Origin of the sequence: Enterobacter sp. RHBSTW-00975, from assembly GCF_013615235.1 — a bacterium.
GTDB lineage: Bacteria > Pseudomonadota > Gammaproteobacteria > Enterobacterales > Enterobacteriaceae > Enterobacter > Enterobacter ludwigii.
On record NZ_CP055883.1, the window covers coordinates 3,386,974 to 3,403,563 of the forward strand.

The 16,590-nt window shown below is 55.4% G+C and carries 14 protein-coding genes; 8 read left to right on the top strand and 6 right to left on the bottom strand.

The genetic code is table 11. From position 1 onward, the window contains the following. Nucleotides 1-112: 112 nt before the first annotated feature. Nucleotides 113-1,177 (bottom strand): AI-2E family transporter, encoded by a 1,065-nt coding sequence (locus HV340_RS16265; protein WP_181216096.1) that lies wholly within the window; start codon nt 1,175-1,177, stop codon nt 113-115. A 221-nt stretch (nt 1,178-1,398) separates the two neighbouring features. Between HV340_RS16265 and bepA the strand changes: the two genes are divergently transcribed. Continuing rightward, complete coding sequence (gene bepA, locus HV340_RS16270; protein ID WP_020883065.1) at nt 1,399-2,862, top strand: beta-barrel assembly-enhancing protease; 1,464 nt, start codon at nt 1,399-1,401, stop codon at nt 2,860-2,862. A gap of 18 nt (nt 2,863-2,880) precedes the next feature. After that, the gene (arsC, locus tag HV340_RS16275; protein ID WP_059305769.1) at nt 2,881-3,237 is read left to right on the top strand and encodes an arsenate reductase (glutaredoxin); all 357 of its coding nucleotides are present in this window, start codon (nt 2,881-2,883) and stop codon (nt 3,235-3,237) included. Here the strand turns inward: arsC and HV340_RS16280 are convergent. Continuing rightward, entirely contained in the window at nt 3,234-4,058 is an 825-nt protein-coding gene (locus tag HV340_RS16280) for a helix-turn-helix domain-containing protein (RefSeq protein ID WP_059305768.1), read from the bottom strand. The two genes, arsC and HV340_RS16280, sit on opposite strands and share 4 nt — an antisense overlap. Nucleotides 4,059-4,203: 145 nt before the next feature. On the opposite strand from HV340_RS16280, the gene celB reads away from it, so the two are divergent. The 3 genes from celB to HV340_RS16295 are packed head-to-tail and all read left to right on the top strand — an operon-like array spanning nt 4,204 to nt 7,904. Further along, nucleotides 4,204-5,523: a PTS cellobiose transporter subunit IIC gene (gene celB, locus HV340_RS16285; protein ID WP_059305767.1), complete on the top strand. Its 1,320-nt coding sequence runs from the start codon at nt 4,204-4,206 to the stop codon at nt 5,521-5,523. 3 nt (nt 5,524-5,526) lie between these two features. After that, on the top strand, nt 5,527-6,486 hold the full coding sequence (locus HV340_RS16290) for a N(4)-(beta-N-acetylglucosaminyl)-L-asparaginase (RefSeq protein WP_063924713.1): 960 nt from the start codon (nt 5,527-5,529) through the stop codon (nt 6,484-6,486). Further along, nucleotides 6,483-7,904 carry a leucyl aminopeptidase family protein gene (locus HV340_RS16295; RefSeq protein WP_181216097.1) on the top strand — a complete coding sequence of 474 codons (1,422 nt, stop codon included), beginning with the start codon at nt 6,483-6,485 and terminating at the stop codon, nt 7,902-7,904. Before HV340_RS16290 ends, HV340_RS16295 begins: the two co-directional genes overlap by 4 nt. Nucleotides 7,905-7,960: 56 nt before the next feature. Here the strand turns inward: HV340_RS16295 and HV340_RS16300 are convergent, their stop codons facing one another. From HV340_RS16300 to HV340_RS16315, 4 genes are all read right to left on the bottom strand, one after another. Further along, nucleotides 7,961-8,662 carry a DnaA inactivator Hda gene (locus HV340_RS16300; RefSeq protein WP_212479862.1) on the bottom strand — a complete coding sequence of 234 codons (702 nt, stop codon included), beginning with the start codon at nt 8,660-8,662 and terminating at the stop codon, nt 7,961-7,963. Nucleotides 8,663-8,757: 95 nt separating this feature from the next. After that, nucleotides 8,758-10,047, bottom strand: a complete 1,290-nt coding sequence (gene uraA, locus HV340_RS16305) for a uracil permease (RefSeq protein WP_014171128.1) — start codon at nt 10,045-10,047, stop codon at nt 8,758-8,760. 86 nt (nt 10,048-10,133) lie between these two features. Further along, nucleotides 10,134-10,760, bottom strand: coding sequence for a uracil phosphoribosyltransferase (gene upp, locus HV340_RS16310; protein ID WP_020883061.1), 627 nt, complete (start codon nt 10,758-10,760; stop codon nt 10,134-10,136). A 165-nt stretch (nt 10,761-10,925) separates the two neighbouring features. Further along, nucleotides 10,926-12,356: a 6-phospho-beta-glucosidase gene (locus tag HV340_RS16315; protein ID WP_020883060.1), complete on the bottom strand. Its 1,431-nt coding sequence runs from the start codon at nt 12,354-12,356 to the stop codon at nt 10,926-10,928. A 266-nt stretch (nt 12,357-12,622) separates the two neighbouring features. Here HV340_RS16315 and purM point away from each other — a divergent pair, with 266 nt between their 5' ends. The 3 genes from purM (at nt 12,623) to ppk1 (ending at nt 16,588) form a co-directional block, all read left to right on the top strand. After that, nucleotides 12,623-13,660 carry a phosphoribosylformylglycinamidine cyclo-ligase gene (gene purM, locus HV340_RS16320; protein WP_014171131.1) on the top strand — a complete coding sequence of 346 codons (1,038 nt, stop codon included), beginning with the start codon at nt 12,623-12,625 and terminating at the stop codon, nt 13,658-13,660. Next, nucleotides 13,657-14,298: a phosphoribosylglycinamide formyltransferase gene (gene purN, locus HV340_RS16325; protein WP_014171132.1), complete on the top strand. Its 642-nt coding sequence runs from the start codon at nt 13,657-13,659 to the stop codon at nt 14,296-14,298. The genes purM and purN overlap by 4 nt, the downstream gene beginning before the upstream one ends. A 229-nt stretch (nt 14,299-14,527) precedes the next feature. Continuing rightward, nucleotides 14,528-16,588 (top strand): polyphosphate kinase 1, encoded by a 2,061-nt coding sequence (gene ppk1, locus HV340_RS16330; protein ID WP_014171133.1) that lies wholly within the window; start codon nt 14,528-14,530, stop codon nt 16,586-16,588. The last annotated feature ends 2 nt before the right edge of the window (nt 16,589-16,590 follow it).

Here is a 16,590-nt window from a genome sequence, read left to right on the forward strand (position 1 = left end):
CGCGGCTTCGCCTGACCCGACCTACGCGGTAAATGCAATACGGTAACGCAGGTTACCGTTTTTGATATTTGCCCCTCTCCCCACGGGAGAGGGTATCAGGCCGCACAACTATCTACTTATCCTCAACCGCAGGCACATCCGGCCACGCGTGAACCACTGCTTTGATCAGCGTTGCCAGCGGAATGGCAAAGAACACACCCCAGAATCCCCACAGCCCGCCGAAAATCACCACGGATAAGATAATCACCAGCGGATGCAGGTTCACCGCTTCTGAGAACAGCACCGGCACCAGCAGGTTGCCATCCAGTCCCTGAATGATCAGGTACACCGCGAAGCAGCTCCAGAACTCGGTCCCCAGACCAAACTGGAACAGCGCAACGCCGACAACCGGAATGGTCACCACAAAGGCACCGATGTAGGGAATGAGCACCGACAGCCCCACCAGCACCGCCAGCAGCAGCGAGTAGTTAAGCCCGAAAATTAAAAAACCAATCCAGGTAGCCACACCCACCACAATCATCTCCAGCACTTTGCCTCGAATGTAGTTGGTGATCTGCTGGTTCATCTCTTCCCACACCTGCCCGGCCAGCCCGCGATTACGCGGCAGAATGCGCCGCACCGCGTTCAGCATCTGCTCTTTATCTTTGACGAGGAAGAAAACCATTAACGGAACGAGGACAAGGTAGACGGCCAGCGTGAGCAACCCTACCAGCGACGCCAGGGAATATTTCACCACGGAATCGCCCATTGTCATGATGCGGGCGCGCATGTTTTCGGCCATCGCATCAATGATCCCGGCATCCATCAGGGCGGGATATCGGCGCGGCAGCGTGGCGGCAAAATCAGAAAGCTTATTCAGCATGCCGGGCATATCGCGGATAAGGTAAATCCCCTGTTGCCAGGCCACAGGCATAACGACAAACGACATTAACAGCAGAATGCCGACAAACAGCACCAGGACGATACTGGTCGCCCAGCGACGGGAACAGCCTATATTTTCCAGACGCGCCGTTGGCCACTCCAGCAGGTACGCCAGCACAATCGCGACCAGCAGGGGGGCGAGAAGACCGCTGAAGAAGAACAGAATGCCGAACCCGGCGACCAGAATAACCAACAAAGCAATGGCTTCCGGGTCGGTAAACCGACGGCGGTACCACTGCATTAACATTTCGAGCATACAACCCTTCCCTGAATCGGATGGCGGGAGTGAGAACGTGAATTGTATCTAACTGTCACAAAAAAGACTTTCGCTTTTTGTCTCCCTGCCACGATCCGCAAAACCCTGATGAATGGGATTTTCTTCATGCCTCAACACGGCTACACTCGCAGGGCAGTGGAGATGAACGATATGCCGGTTCATCGGTCAAATTAGCACATCCCAAATACAGGACAGTGGTTATGTTCAGGCAGTTGAGAAAAACACTGGTTGCGACACTGATTGCCGCACTGACGGTCGGTCAGGTGTTGCCAGCTTTCGCTGACTCGTCCGATTCATTGCCGGACATGGGCACTACAGCAGGAAGCACGCTCTCCATTGGGCAGGAAATGCAGATGGGGGATTATTACGTTCGTCAGCTGCGTGGCAGCGCGCCGCTGATTAACGACCCGTTGCTGGTTCAGTACATTAACGGGCTGGGCATGCGCCTGGTCGCGCACGCCAACTCGGTAAAAACCCCCTTCCACTTCTATTTAATCAATAATGACGAAATCAACGCCTTCGCCTTCTTTGGCGGCAACGTGGTGCTGCATTCGGCGTTATTCCGCTACTCTGATAACGAAAGTCAGCTGGCCTCGGTCATGGCGCACGAAATCTCTCACGTCACCCAACGCCACCTTGCCCGCGCAATGGAAGACCAGAAGCGTAACGCTCCGCTGACCTGGGTTGGCGCATTGGGTTCCATTCTGCTGGCAATGGCCAGCCCGCAGGCCGGGATGGCGGCGTTAACCGGTACGCTGGCGGGAACACGTCAGGGGATGATCAGTTTCACCCAGCAAAACGAACAGGAAGCGGATCGTATTGGCATTCAGGTGCTGCAACGTTCGGGCTTTGACCCGCAGGCCATGCCGAGCTTCCTCGAAAAACTGCTCGACCAGGCGCGCTACTCCTCCCGTCCGCCGGAAATTTTGCTGACGCACCCCTTACCAGAAAGCCGTCTGTCGGATGCGCGTAACCGTGCCAACCAGATGCGCCCGGTCGTGGTTCAGTCGTCGCAGGATTTCTACATGGCAAAAGTGCGAACGCTTGGAATGTACAATTCCGGGCGTAACCAGCTGACCAGCGACCTGCTGGATGCGCTGGCGAAAGGCAACGTGCGTGAGAAAAACGCGGCTCAGTATGGCCAGGCGTTACAGGCGATGGAAGCGAGCAAATATGACGAAGCGCGTAAAACGCTGCAGCCACTTCTCGCCGCCGATCCGAATAACCCGTGGTATCTCGATCTGGCCACGGATATCGATCTGGGGCAGAAAAAAGCCACCGATGCGATTAATCGCCTGAAAGGGGCAAAAGAGGTGCGGACTAACCCGGTGCTGCAGCTTAACCTGGCGAATGCTTACTTACAGGGTGGTCAGCCTGCTGAAGCGGCGAACATTCTGAACCGCTACACCTTTAACAATAAAGACGATCAGAACGGCTGGGATCTGCTTGCCCAGGCAGAAGCGCAGCTGGGCAACCGCGATCAAGAGCTTGCGGCACGCGCCGAAGGCTTTGCCCTGGTGGGACGTCTTGATCAGGCGATTTCCCTCCTGAGCAGTGCCAGTTCCCAGGTTAAGCTCGGCAGTCTGCAACAGGCCCGTTACGATGCACGTATCGATCAGCTTCGCGGTCTGCAGCAGCGCTTTAAGCCGTACGAGAAGATGTAATAAAGGAGAATTCAGGTCATGACAGACGCGGTAAAAATCTACCACAACCCACGCTGCTCGAAGAGCCGTGACACCCTTAGCCTGCTGAAGTCGAACGGCATTGACCCGGAAGTGGTGCTGTATCTGGAGACACCGCCAGATGCACAGACGCTTCGTCAGCTGCTGCACATGCTGGGAATGGGCAGTGCCAGAGAGCTAATGCGCCAGAAAGAGGAGCTGTATACGTCGCTCAATCTGAATGACAGTCGTCTAACCGAGGCTGAGCTGATTCAGGCGATGGTTGAAAATCCGAAACTGATTGAGCGCCCCATTGTGGTCGCAAACGGTCAGGCGCGTATTGGACGCCCGCCGGAAGAGGTGCTCGAAATTCTCTAATCCTTACGCCGCAGCGATTCCAGAAAGGCCTGCGGCGTGCTCTCTCCCAGCTTTTTCTGCGCTTTGCCCCGATTGTAAAACTCGCACATCTCGATCAACACCTGCCCTAACGGAACAGCATTCACTCGTGGAATGATGTCGCCGAGCGGTACCGTAACCTGCACGGCCTTGTGCCTGGTCGGCTGTACTTTTACGACAGGTTCATCCGCGGGTAAGTCGGGTTCAAAACCGAAAGTCTCAACAGATTGGATATCAGCCGGACAGGCGTTCAGCAACTCACACATCCAGTTATTCAGCAGCTGTGATGAAATTCCCGCATAGAGCCGGGCATAACACCAGCCGCTCACCGGTTCGCGCCCCCACAGCAGATGCTGCTCCCCGCCATCATCCATATGCAGCGATAAAGGCTGGTGATGCACCAGCAGTTTTGTGGGTAAAACGCCTGCCTTTAGCGCTTTTTTCCCCTGAAGTTCAACGCCTTTGCGTTTCGCAGGAGCGGGACGGAGATATCGGTTCAGTGTCGCCCGCGAAACGGAAATCCCCAGCACCGCGTTAACCAGCAGCAGGAGTTCATCCAGCGGTGCGCCCGTGATATCACGCAGCGCATTGACGAGGTCAACCTGCTCTTGTCTCATCGCTTTGTGTATCAATTTTGGGGTCGTATGGTTGTCAGAAACCCGATCGCGATTGCGCCATCGCCGCACGGTCGTCACGGAAATACCCAGCTCCGCAGCCAGTTCTCTGTCGCTTTTATTGGATTGTTGCAGATAGCGACGGATCCGCGGCGTGGTGGTGGCATTGGCGTGCAATTTGATTTCCATCGCTGCAACTCCATAACTAATCTCATGAGATTTATAATTTCTTAGCGAGTGCTTTGTGACCTGTTTCACCTTTCAGCCACCGCGCTTCACTGATAATCCACAGACATAACATAACAACACCCCTCAATCTTGTACGGAGTTCACAATGAACAATGTTCTGGGATTTCTTGAAGCAAAACTGATGCCGCTGGCGGCCAAAACCGCGCAACAGCGGCATCTGGGCGCCATACGCGGGGCCTATATTTCCTTCATGCCGTTTATCATCGTCGGCTCGATTCTGCTGGTCATCTCCTCTTTTCCGAACCAAACCTATCAGCAGTTTATGTCTCAGGCATTTGGTGAAAGCTGGAGTGCCATCATTGAAATTCCGTTCAACGCGGTGTTCTCAACCATGTCGCTGTTTATCAGCTTTCTGGTGGCGTTTCGCCTGGCTGAACACTACGGCGAAGATCGCATCTCCTGCGGTATTCTGGCTCTGGTCGCCTTTTTAATCCTGACACCTTTTATCAAAGTGGCCGAAAACGGCGGTATCACGGTTATGCCGGTGGAGTGGATTGGCAGCAAAGGGCTGTTCGTGGCAATGATTGGGTCTCTGCTGTGGACGGAGCTGTTCTGCTGGCTGAAGCGCAAAAAGCTGGTCATCAGAATGCCTGATGACGTGCCGCCGGCGGTGCAGGAGTCGTTCGCCGCGCTGATCCCGGCCCTGCTGGTAATGATTCTGGTGCTTATTATCCGCATCATTTTCGAAAATACTCACTACAACACCATTCACCAGTTTATTTACGAAGTGGTCGCCACGCCGGTTCGCCACTACGGGACCTCTTATTTCGGCGCGCTGATGACGGTGTTCAGCATCACTATTCTGTGGTCTGTGGGCATTAACTCCGGCTCAATGATCAACGGCATCATTCGCCCGCTGTGGATGGAGAACCAGACCGATAACATCGCCGCCATTCAGGCGGGTACGACGCCGCCGCACATTATCACCGAACAGTTTTTTGACATGATCTGGATGGGTGGCGCAGGGGCAACGCTCTCGCTGGTGATTGCGATGCTGATTTTTGCCCGCAGCAAAAACATGCGCGAGGTGGCGCGTCTCGGCGCGGGGGCCTCGGTGTTTAACATCAACGAGCCGATTCTGTTTGGCCTGCCGGTCATCATGAACCCCATCATGCTGATCCCGTTCAATCTGGTGCCGCTGGTCCTGGTTACCGTGCAATATGCCGCGATGAAAATGGGTGCCGTCGCTGTGACCACCGGGGTGTTTATCCCCTGGACGTTACCGCCGGTGATCAGCGGGTTTATCGTCACGGGGCATCTCAGCGGCAGCGTGATGCAGCTTATCAACCTGCTGATTGGCGCCATGCTGTATCTGCCTTTCATGCGTATCGTGGATAAACAATACCGCGCCGCGGAGATTGCCACCGTGACGCAAACCGACCCAACCCTTGCAAAACAGGAGTAAAGCATGTGGGGAATTATCGCAACCTGGCGAATGGCGCTTGAAGGGGTCACGGAGTCTGCGTCTGCGCTGGCTGCGGAGAAACCGGTAGCAGAAGCGGTGGTCGATGCCGTTGCTGCCGTCGAGGACTTCCCGTTGTATAAATCCGTCGGCTACGGCGGGCTGCCAACCGAAAATGGCGAAGTCGAACTGGACGCGGCGTATATGGATGGCGATACGCTTGCGTTTGGGGCCGTGGGAGATCTGGTTGATATTGCGAACCCGGTGCGTGTCGCCCATGCGCTAAGCCGCCAGCGCTATAACAGCCTGCTGGTCGGCCAGGGCGCGCGCGAATGGGCGTTGAGTCAGGGGTTTGCCGACAAAACCATGCTTACCGACCGCGCGATGCAGCATTATCGTAAGCGCTGCCGGGAGACGCTGGACAAAGGCTTAAGCCCGTACGATGGGCATGACACCGTCGGGATTATTGGCCTCGACAAAATGGGGTCGATGAGCGTGGCGACCTCCACCAGCGGTCTGTTTATGAAAAAGCGCGGCCGTATTGGCGACTCGCCGATTATCGGCTCCGGCTTTTACTGCGACAGTGAAACCGGTGCCGCCACCGCAACCGGCGTGGGGGAAGACCTGATGAAAGGCTGCACCAGCTACGAAATTGTTCGCCGCATGGCACAGGGCATGTCACCGCAGCAGGCGGCGGACTCGGTGGTCTTCGAACTGGAAGACAAACTGATGTCGCACTTTGGCCGCGCGGGCGATCTCTCGGTGGTGTGCATGAATAATAAAGGCGAATTCGGCGCCGCAACCAACATCAAAACCTTCTCATTTGTGGTGGCAACGGCCCGCCAGCCTCTCACCGTATTTCGCGCCGAGCGCCTGCGGGAAAAAACGCACTATCAGCCCGTGGATGAGGAATGGATGCAGGCCTATGCCGCGCGGATCCGCGCGCCAGTTGAGGAGTCACAATGATTACCTTTGAGCTTATCACCGCCCTTGCAGACGCAAAGCCCCAGAGTCATCTTATTGCCCGGGCCGCCTGCGCGTTACTGCCGGACACCGCACTCATCGCTGAAATGCGTGAACAAAGCACCGTCGCGGATACCCGCTTTGGCTGTGCTCCGTTTGCCAGAATCACGCTGCTGCCGGATGCGCTCTGGCAGGACAGTCTGACAGAAGGGTTACTCACCGCCCTCCGTCCACTGCTGGCAGCCCCGGTCAGCGCCGATGTGGTACTGGATGTCACGGATATTGACGAGGTGGTACTGACGCAGGTTCTGCGTTTTCTCTTTAACCAGGCGCATGACCTTCGCGATCTGCAGCTTAAGAAAACCGATGGCAAAAGCGTTCGCCTTCGCCATGTCACCGCCCTGTGTCATCCGCAACAGCGTGAAAGGCTGGACGCTCTCTTCCAGCAACAGCAGACCATTGCCCGAGGAATGGTCGCCGCGCGACGTCTGGCGGATATGCCGTCCGATCGCTGTACGCCGCAGTATGTCGTCGACGAAGCGCAAAAGCTGTGCGCCGCCTTCCCCGCCCTGCGGTGTGAAGTGCTTGATGAGAAGCAAATTATTGAACAGGGACTGGGGCTTCTGCATGCCGTCGGTAAAGGCGCGACCTGTCCACCGCGGCTGCTGGCCATTCACTATAACGGCATCGCTGATGGCCCGGTACGCTGTTACGTGGGCAAAGGCATAACGTTTGATACCGGTGGCCTGTGGCTGAAGGAAGGCGCGGGCATGTACACCATGAAATATGACATGTGCGGGGCAGCGAACGTGCTCGGGTTGATGCTGAGCGTGGCAGAACTCGGCCTGCCGGTTCGTATTATGGGCGTACTGGCGCTGGCGGAAAACGCCATAGGACCGGATGCAATGCAGCCGGGCACGGTGGCCAACGCCTGCAACGGTATCACGGTTGAAATCAACAATACCGATGCCGAAGGCCGGCTGGTACTGGCGGATGCGATCGCCTGGGCCAGCCAGCGTCATCCGCAGGCTCGCTATATTATTGATATGGCGACTTTAACCGGTGCCGTCGTGAAAGCGCTGGGGTACGAGCTGAGTGGGTTAATGACGCAGGACGAAGCGCTGCGTCAGGCGCTCACCCACGCGGGGAAACGGAGCGGTGATGAGGTGTGGTCCCTGCCGCTGGATGCACGGTTAAAAAAACAGACCGACAGCGCCATCGCCGACCTGTGCAATACCCCACCCAATAATGCGGCGATCAGCGCATCGGCGGCCTGGCTGTTACACCATTTTTGCCCGCCGACCATTCCTTGGGCCCATCTGGATATTAGCGGCACGGCGCTGTGGCGTGAAAACGGAAAAAGCGTGGCCTCGGGCAGACCCATTCCACTTCTGGTTGAGCATTTGCTGGAAGACAGGTGAGTTTTAGCCAGTGGCACTGGTTCTCCCTCTGCGCCAGGCAGAGGGAGAAAAGCGCATCACAGCTTCAGAATATCTTTCACAAAAGGAATGGTCAGCTTGCGCTGCGCGGTAATCGAGGCGCGATCGAGCTGATCGAGCGTATCAAAGAGCGTGCGCATTTCCCGGTCCAGGCGCTTGAGCAGGAAACGCCCCACGTCTTCCGGGAGTTCAAAGCCGCGCAATCTTGCGCGCAGCTGTAACGCCTGAAGTTTGTCTTCATCCGACAGCGGCTGCAGCTTGTAGATTTGCCCCCAGTCCAGACGGGAAGCCAGATCCGGCAGCCCCAGATTCAGCTGGCGCGGCGGACGATCGCCGGTGATCAGCAGCCGGGTTTTCCCCGACTCCAGAATGCGGTTATAGAGGTTAAAGATCGCCATTTCCCATGGCTCATCCCCCGCCACACATTCGATATTATCGATGCAGACCAGTGAGAGATGTTCCATTCCCTCCATGACTTCAGGCACAAACCAGGTACGTTTATCCAGCGGCACATAGCCTACCGCATCACCCCGCGCGGAAAGCTCCGCACAGGCGGCATGCAACAGGTGGCTGCGCCCCGCGCCTTCGCGTGACCAGATATAGATGTATCCGCTGTGTTCCTGACGCAGCACGTTTTGCAGTGCAGCCAGTAAAGAGGGGTTATCACCCGGCCAGAAACTCGCAAAAGTTTCGTCGTCAGGGAGATAGAGTGGCAGAGAGAGCTGTGCCGGTCCGTTCAGAAGTACCTCAACCAGATCTTACATAAAATCGGCGGTGAGTTTAGCACGGAACGTGCAAGGAGAGAACCGGGCGGATCGTCCGCCCGGTTTTACGATCAATGTGACGCTTTTTCGCTGTCTTCGGCATCCAGCACCACTTCTTCCGGGCGCAGGACGGAGATCAGTTTGAAGATCAGGCTCAGGCCCACACCCACGATGGTCGCGAGCGCCATGCCTTTCAGTTCAGCCGCACCGATGTGCACCTTCGCGCCGCTCACGCCGATGATCAGGATCACGGAGGTGAGGATCAGGTTTTGCGCTTTGCTGTAGTCCACTTTGGATTCAATCAGCACGCGAATACCGGACGCGCCGATCACACCGTACAGCAGCAGAGAGACGCCTCCCATTACCGGTACCGGAATGATCTGGATAGCCGCCGCCAGTTTGCCCACGCAGGAGAGCAGGATGGCGATGATTGCCGCGCCGCCAATGACCCAGGTACTGTAGACACGGGTAATCGCCATCACGCCGATGTTCTCACCGTAGGTGGTGTTAGGCGTAGAACCAAAGAAACCGGAGATAATGGTAGAGAGGCCGTTGGCAAACATCGAGCGGTGCAGACCCGGGTCGCGGATCAGGTCACGTTTAACGATGTTTGCCGTCACCACCAGGTGACCTACGTGCTCAGCAATAACCACCAGCGCCGCGGGCAGGATCGTGAAAATGGCAAACCATTCAAAGCGCGGGGTATAGAAGGTTGGCAGTGCGAACCAGTGCGCTTCAGCAATAGGCGTGGTATCAACAACGCCCATCACGAAGGAGAGCGCGTACCCCGCCAGCACACCGATCAGGATCGGGATAATCGCCATAAAACCGCGGAACAGCACGGAACCAAATACCGTTACGCCCAGTGTCACCATCGAGATGATGATAGTTTTGGAATCCGGTGACTGCCCGTCAGCAGGCAGCAGGCCGGCCATATTGGCCGCTACGCCCGCCAGCTCCAGACCGATGACGGCGACAATGGCCCCCATTGCGGCAGGCGGGAACATAACGTCCAGCCAGCCGGTACCGGCCTTCTTCACAATGAAAGAGACCAGGCAGAACAGGACGCCACACATAATGAAGCCGCCCAGCGCCACTTCATACCCCAGCGGCAGCAACAGCAGAACCGGTGAAATAAAGGCGAAGCTTGAGCCGAGATAGGCAGGGATTTTGCCTTTACAGATAAAGAGGTAAAGCAGCGTACCCACACCGTTGAACAACAGCACGGTAGCCGGGTTAATGTGAAACAGGATTGGCACCAGCACGGTTGCGCCAAACATGGCGAACAGGTGCTGCAGACTAAGCGGGATTGTCTGTAAAAGCGGCGGTCTTTCACTCACCCCGATAGCACGGCGCGTCATAGTGTTTTCCTCTGAGTAGTATTGTTGTTGGCGTTTTATTCAAAAAAAAGCCGACTATCAAAGTCGGCTTCATTATCGTTATTCGATTATTTAGTACCAAAAATCTTATCGCCGGCATCGCCAAGCCCCGGGATGATGTACCCGTGCTCATTCAGCCCCTGGTCGATAGACGCGGTATAGAGTTCGATGTCCGGGTGCGCTTTTTCCAGCGCCGCGATACCTTCTGGTGCAGCAACCAGCACCAGCACTTTGATGCTGCTGCAACCGGCTTTTTTCAGCAGGTCGATGGTGGCAATCATTGAACCGCCGGTCGCCAGCATCGGGTCAACCACCAGGGCCATACGCTCGTCGATGTTAGACACCAGCTTCTGGAAGTACGGTACCGGCTCCAGGGTCTCTTCGTCGCGGTAGACCCCGACCACGCTGATGCGCGCGCTTGGCACGTGCTCCAGCACGCCTTCCATCATGCCGAGGCCGGCACGCAGGATGGGCACAACGGTAATTTTCTTACCTTTGATCTGCTCAACCTGAACCGGGCCGTTCCAGCCCTCGATGGTCACTTTTTCCGTTTCCAGGTCAGAGGTCGCTTCATAGGTCAGCAGGCTGCCGACTTCAGAAGCCAGTTCGCGAAAACGCTTCGTGCTGATGTCATGCTCACGCATCAGGCCCAGCTTGTGTTTAACGAGTGGGTGCTTCACTTCCACAATCTTCATTCTCTTTCTCCTCTGAGGGGGCAACCGCAAAAAAATCGCGGGATTATACCGCTTTTTTCGGATTGCACCATACCCAACTTGCTTGACGTACATCAAGCAAAGTGTTTTAGAGGCAAAAAAGCCGGAGGGCAAGCTCCGGCTTTTTGCGTTTTTACTCTGCTGGAATTAAAGAGTGTCGCCGTTGCTGGCTATCACCTGCTTATACCAGTCAAACGACTTCTTCTTACTGCGGTTCAGGGTACCGTTACCTTCATTGTCTTTGTCGACAAAGATAAAGCCGTAGCGTTTTTTCATTTCACCCGTTCCGGCAGACACCAGGTCGATACAGCCCCACGGGGTATACCCCATCAGATCAACGCCATCTTCGACCACCGCTTTTTTCATTTCGCGGATGTGCGCGGCAAGGTAATCAATACGGTACTGGTCATTCACCGAACCGTCGCTCTCCTGCACGTCGATGGCGCCAAAGCCGTTCTCCACGATGAACAGGGGCAGCTGATAGTGATCCCAGAACCAGTTCAGGGAGTAACGCAGGCCCACCGGATCAATCTGCCAGCCCCAGTCAGATTTCTGCACGTACGGGTTGGAGACCAGGCTCTTACTTTCGTCGTAATCCAGCTCCGGGTTATCCGCCGTCGCTTTGGTGGCGAAAGACATGTAATAGCTAAAGCCAATGTAATCGACACACCCCTGCGTCAGCGCCGCGTTATCTTCTTCTGTAATATCCAGCGTGAAACCGCGACGAGCAAAGTAGTTAAGCAGATGCTGTGGGTACTTGCCGCGCACGTGGACATCGGTGAACCAGTAGCGACGGTGCATGGCGTTCATCGCCATCATCATATCGTCCGGGGCACAGGTCAGCGGATAGATTGGACACATGGCAATCATGCAGCCGATCCGCAGCGACGGGTTAATGTCGCGCCCGGCCTTCACCGCCAGGGCACTGGCCACCAGCTCATAGTGTGCCGCCTGGAACATTACCGGCTCGCGGTCTTCGCCCGGCTCGTACTTCAGGCCGGAGTTGGTAAACGGTGCAAAGTCTTCGTGGAAGTTGGCCTGGTTATTGATCTCGTTAAAGGTCATCCAGTACTTCACTTTATGCTGGTAACGTCTGAACACCACCTCCGCAAAGCGAACAAAGAAGTCGATCAGCTTACGGTTACGCCAGCCACCGTATTCGGTGACAAGGTGGAACGGCATCTCGAAATGGGAAAGGGTAATAACCGGCTCGATGCCATACTTCAGGCACTCGTCAAACAGGTCGTCATAGAATTTCAGGCCAGCTTCGTTAGGCTCCAGCTCGTCCCCTTTCGGGAAGATACGCGTCCAGGCGATGGAGGTACGGAAGCATTTGAAGCCCATCTCGGCAAAGAGTTTGATGTCCTCTTTATAGCGATGGTAGAAATCGATGGCTTCATGGTTAGGGTAATTTTTCCCTGGCAGCACGCCGTTGGTGATTTCACGCGGCACGCCGTGCGCGCCGGCAGTCATCACATCGGCAACGCTGATCCCCTTACCGCCCTCGTTCCAGCCCCCTTCCAGCTGATGCGCTGCGACCGCACCGCCCCACAGAAAATCTGCTTTGAATCCAGACATACACTTTCCCTCATTCTGCGTTATTTTCTGCAAAAACAATTACAGAAACCGGTTTCATTCTGATGATGTGCAAAGGGGCTTTCTGTTGCAAGGAGAAAACCGAAACCGGTTTCATTTTCGTGAACAGACTCAACTTTAGGCGCATTCGCAGGGCCTGCTGAAAAAAAAATCCTCTCGCCGAGAATAGGCTCGCAAACGTTTGCCTGGACTGTTAGAATTGCGCCGATTTTTCTTACTAGCTATGCAATCGCGTGGGGACTTGAGCCGTGACCAACAAAACTTCTCTCAGCTACAAAGATGCCGGTGTTGATATTGACGCAGGTAATGCGCTGGTTGACCGAATCAAAGGTGTGGTGAAAAAAACCCGCCGCCCGGAAGTGATGGGTGGTCTGGGTGGATTCGGCGCACTGTGCGCACTGCCGCAAAAATATCGTGAACCTGTTCTGGTCTCGGGTACTGATGGTGTAGGGACGAAACTGCGCCTGGCGATGGATTTAAAACGTCACGACACGATCGGTATCGATCTGGTCGCGATGTGTGTTAACGACCTGGTGGTTCAGGGCGCAGAGCCGCTGTTCTTCCTGGATTACTACGCGACCGGAAAACTGGACGTGGATACCGCAGCAAGCGTCATTAACGGCATTGCCGAAGGGTGTCTGCAGTCTGGCTGTGCGTTGGTCGGTGGTGAAACCGCCGAAATGCCCGGTATGTATCACGGCGAAGATTATGACGTCGCAGGCTTCTGCGTTGGCGTAGTAGAAAAATCAGAAATTATCGACGGCAGTAAAGTGGCTGATGGTGATGTGCTGATCGCGTTGGCCTCCAGCGGCCCGCACTCGAACGGCTACTCTCTGGTGCGTAAAATCCTCGACGTGAGCGGCAGCGATCCACTGACCACCGAGCTTGATGGCAAGCCACTGGCTGACCATCTGCTGGCGCCGACCCGCATCTACGTGAAAAACGTGCTGGAGCTGATCGAGAAGGTTGACGTGCACGCCATTGCCCACCTGACCGGTGGCGGCTTCTGGGAAAACATTCCGCGCGTCCTGCCGGACAACACCCAGGCGGTGATCGACGAATCGTCCTGGCAGTGGCCGTCCGTCTTTAACTGGCTGCAGACTGCGGGCAACGTGAGCTCACACGAGATGTACCGCACCTTTAACTGTGGCGTGGGCATGGTTATCGCGCTGCCAGCAAGCGAAGCGGATAAGGCGATTACGCTGCTGACCGACAAAGGTGAAAACGCGTGGAAAATCGGTATTATCAAAGCATCCGATTCCGAACAGCGTGTGGTCATTGAATGAAAAACATTGTGGTGCTCATTTCCGGTAACGGAAGCAATTTGCAGGCGATAATTGACGCCTGCAAACAGAAGAAAATCAACGGCACCATTCGGGCAGTATTCAGCAATAAGGCCGACGCGTTCGGCCTTGAACGTGCCCGGGAAGAAAACATTCCCGCGCACGCGCTGGAAGCCAGCCAGTTCTCCGGACGTGAAGCGTTTGACCGGGAACTGGTTCAGGAGATTGATGCCTACGCGCCTGACGTTGTCGTGCTGGCGGGGTATATGCGTATCCTGAGCCCGGCCTTTGTCGGGCACTACGCTGGTCGTCTGCTGAATATCCACCCTTCCCTCCTGCCGAAGTATCCCGGCCTGCACACCCATCGTCAGGTTCTGGAAAACGGCGATGAGGAGCACGGTACCTCCGTGCATTTCGTTACCGACGAGCTGGACGGCGGGCCGGTGATCCTGCAGGCAAAGGTGCCGGTCTTTGAAGGTGACAGCGAAGACGACGTTACCGAACGCGTGCAGACGCAGGAACACGCCATTTATCCTCTGGTGGTAAGCTGGTTTGTTGACGGGCGTCTTCAGATGCGCGACGGTGCCGCCTGGCTGGACGGCGTCAGGCTCCCTGCACAGGGTTATGCCGCTGACGAGTAGTTTGTTTGATGTGCCCGGCGGCGCGACGCCTGCACGGGCCTGTGGTCTTCACTGTCGGGTGAGCACCGCGCTTCCCGACATGCCCTTCCCCCAACCCTCTAAAATCCCCCAGAAAAAAAATAACTGTCATACTTTTCTGGCACTGTTGGACATATCGTGGAAATGCTCGCCATAATAAGGACGAGACGGATTTACCACGTCCTGTGATTGAACTGGAGTGTGAGCTGTAATGGGTCAGGAAAAGTTATATATCGAGAAAGAGCTAAGCTGGTTAGCATTCAACGAACGTGTACTCCAGGAAGCGGCAGACAAAAGTAACCCGCTTATCGAGCGTATGCGTTTTCTGGGGATTTACTCCAACAACCTGGATGAGTTCTACAAGGTTCGCTTTGCCGAACTGAAACGGCGAATCATCATCAGCGAAGAACAGGGCTTAAACTCTCACTCGCGCCATCTGCTGGGCAAAATTCAGTCGCGCGTATTGAAAGCCGATCAGGAGTTTGACGGCCTGTATAACGAACTGCTGCTGGAAATGGCACGCAATCAAATCTTCCTGATTAACGAACGTCAGCTTTCTGTTAACCAACAAACCTGGCTGCGCCACTATTTCAAACATTACCTGCGCCAGCACATTACCCCTATTCTGATCAACCGCGAAACCGATCTGGTGCAGTTCCTGAAAGATGACTACACCTACCTCGCGGTGGAAATTATTCGTGGCGACACGATTCGTTACGCATTGCTTGAGATCCCGTCCGATAAGGTGCCGCGCTTTGTGAACCTGCCGCCGGAAACCCCGCGCAGACGCAAGCCAATGATCCTGCTCGATAATATCCTGCGTTACTGCCTGGACGACATCTTCAAGGGCTTCTTCGATTACGACGCGTTAAACGCCTACTCCATGAAGATGACCCGTGACGCCGAATACGATCTGGTGCACGAGATGGAAGCCAGCCTGATGGAGCTGATGTCATCCAGCCTGAAACAGCGCCTGACGGCGGAGCCGGTGCGCTTTGTTTATCAGCGCGATATGCCAGATGCCATGGTGGAAATGCTGCGCGACAAGCTGACCATTTCTCGCTATGACTCCATCGTGCCGGGCGGTCGTTACCATAACTTTAAAGACTTTATTGGCTTCCCGAACGTCGGCAAGGCCAATCTGGTGAACAAACCGCTGCCGCGTCTGCGCCATCTCTGGTTCGATAAATTCCGCAACGGTTTCGACGCCATTCGCGAGCGCGATGTCCTGCTCTACTATCCGTATCATACGTTTGAACACGTGCTGGAACTGCTGCGTCAGGCTTCGTTCGACCCGAACGTACTGGCGATCAAAATCAACATCTACCGTGTGGCAAAAGATTCCCGCATCATCGACGCGATGATCCATGCGGCGCACAACGGCAAAAAAGTGACCGTGGTGGTTGAGCTGCAGGCGCGCTTCGATGAAGAGGCAAACATTCACTGGGCGCGCCGTCTGACGGAAGCCGGTGTCCACGTTATCTTCTCAGCACCTGGGCTGAAAATTCACGCCAAGCTGTTCCTTATCTCCCGTAAAGAGGGGGAGGACGTGGTGCGTTATGCCCACATCGGGACCGGGAACTTTAACGAAAAAACCGCGCGAATTTATACCGACTACTCGCTGCTGACTGCCGATGCACGCATCACTAACGAGGTTCGCCGGGTGTTCAACTTTATTGAGAACCCGTACCGCCCGGTCAGCTTCGATTATCTGCTGGTCTCGCCGCAGAACTCACGCCGCTTGCTGTACGACATGATCGATAAAGAGATCGCCAATGCCCAGAAAGGGCTGTCGTCGGGCATTACGCTGAAACTCAACAACCTGGTCGACAAAGGACTGGTGGATCGTCTGTATGCGGCGTCCAGCTCCGGCGTTCCGGTCAATCTGCTGATACGCGGTATGTGCTCACTGATCCCTGAACTCGAAGGCATTAGCGACAATATTCGCGTGATCAGCATTGTTGACCGCTACCTGGAACACGATCGGGTCTATATTTTCGATAATGCGGGTGATAAACAGGTCTATCTCTCTTCTGCAGACTGGATGACGCGCAATATTGACTACCGAATTGAAGTCGCGACACCGCTCCTGGATCCGCGGCTGAAGCAGCAGATCCTCGATATCATCGAGATTCTGTTCAGCGATACGGTGAAAGCACGCTATATCGACAAAGAACTCAGTAACCGCTATGTACCGCGCGGCAATCGCCGTAAAGTGCGGTCGCAACTGGCGATTTACGACTATATCAAATCACTCGAGCAACCCGATTAACC

What these genes read in the sequence shown, in the direction of transcription:
- celB (WP_059305767.1), top strand. Translation starts at nt 4,204, where the DNA reads ATGAACAATGTTCTGGGATTTCTTGAAGCAAAACTGATGCCGCTGGCG.
- purN (WP_014171132.1), top strand. Translation starts at nt 13,657, where the DNA reads ATGAAAAACATTGTGGTGCTCATTTCCGGTAACGGAAGCAATTTGCAG.
- HV340_RS16290 (WP_063924713.1), top strand. Translation starts at nt 5,527, where the DNA reads ATGTGGGGAATTATCGCAACCTGGCGAATGGCGCTTGAAGGGGTCACG.
- uraA (WP_014171128.1), bottom strand. Translation starts at nt 10,047, where the DNA reads ATGACGCGCCGTGCTATCGGGGTGAGTGAAAGACCGCCGCTTTTACAG.
- ppk1 (WP_014171133.1), top strand. Translation starts at nt 14,528, where the DNA reads ATGGGTCAGGAAAAGTTATATATCGAGAAAGAGCTAAGCTGGTTAGCA.
- HV340_RS16295 (WP_181216097.1), top strand. Translation starts at nt 6,483, where the DNA reads ATGATTACCTTTGAGCTTATCACCGCCCTTGCAGACGCAAAGCCCCAG.
- upp (WP_020883061.1), bottom strand. Translation starts at nt 10,760, where the DNA reads ATGAAGATTGTGGAAGTGAAGCACCCACTCGTTAAACACAAGCTGGGC.
- arsC (WP_059305769.1), top strand. Translation starts at nt 2,881, where the DNA reads ATGACAGACGCGGTAAAAATCTACCACAACCCACGCTGCTCGAAGAGC.
- HV340_RS16315 (WP_020883060.1), bottom strand. Translation starts at nt 12,356, where the DNA reads ATGTCTGGATTCAAAGCAGATTTTCTGTGGGGCGGTGCGGTCGCAGCG.
- HV340_RS16265 (WP_181216096.1), bottom strand. Translation starts at nt 1,177, where the DNA reads ATGCTCGAAATGTTAATGCAGTGGTACCGCCGTCGGTTTACCGACCCG.
- HV340_RS16280 (WP_059305768.1), bottom strand. Translation starts at nt 4,058, where the DNA reads ATGGAAATCAAATTGCACGCCAATGCCACCACCACGCCGCGGATCCGT.
- bepA (WP_020883065.1), top strand. Translation starts at nt 1,399, where the DNA reads ATGTTCAGGCAGTTGAGAAAAACACTGGTTGCGACACTGATTGCCGCA.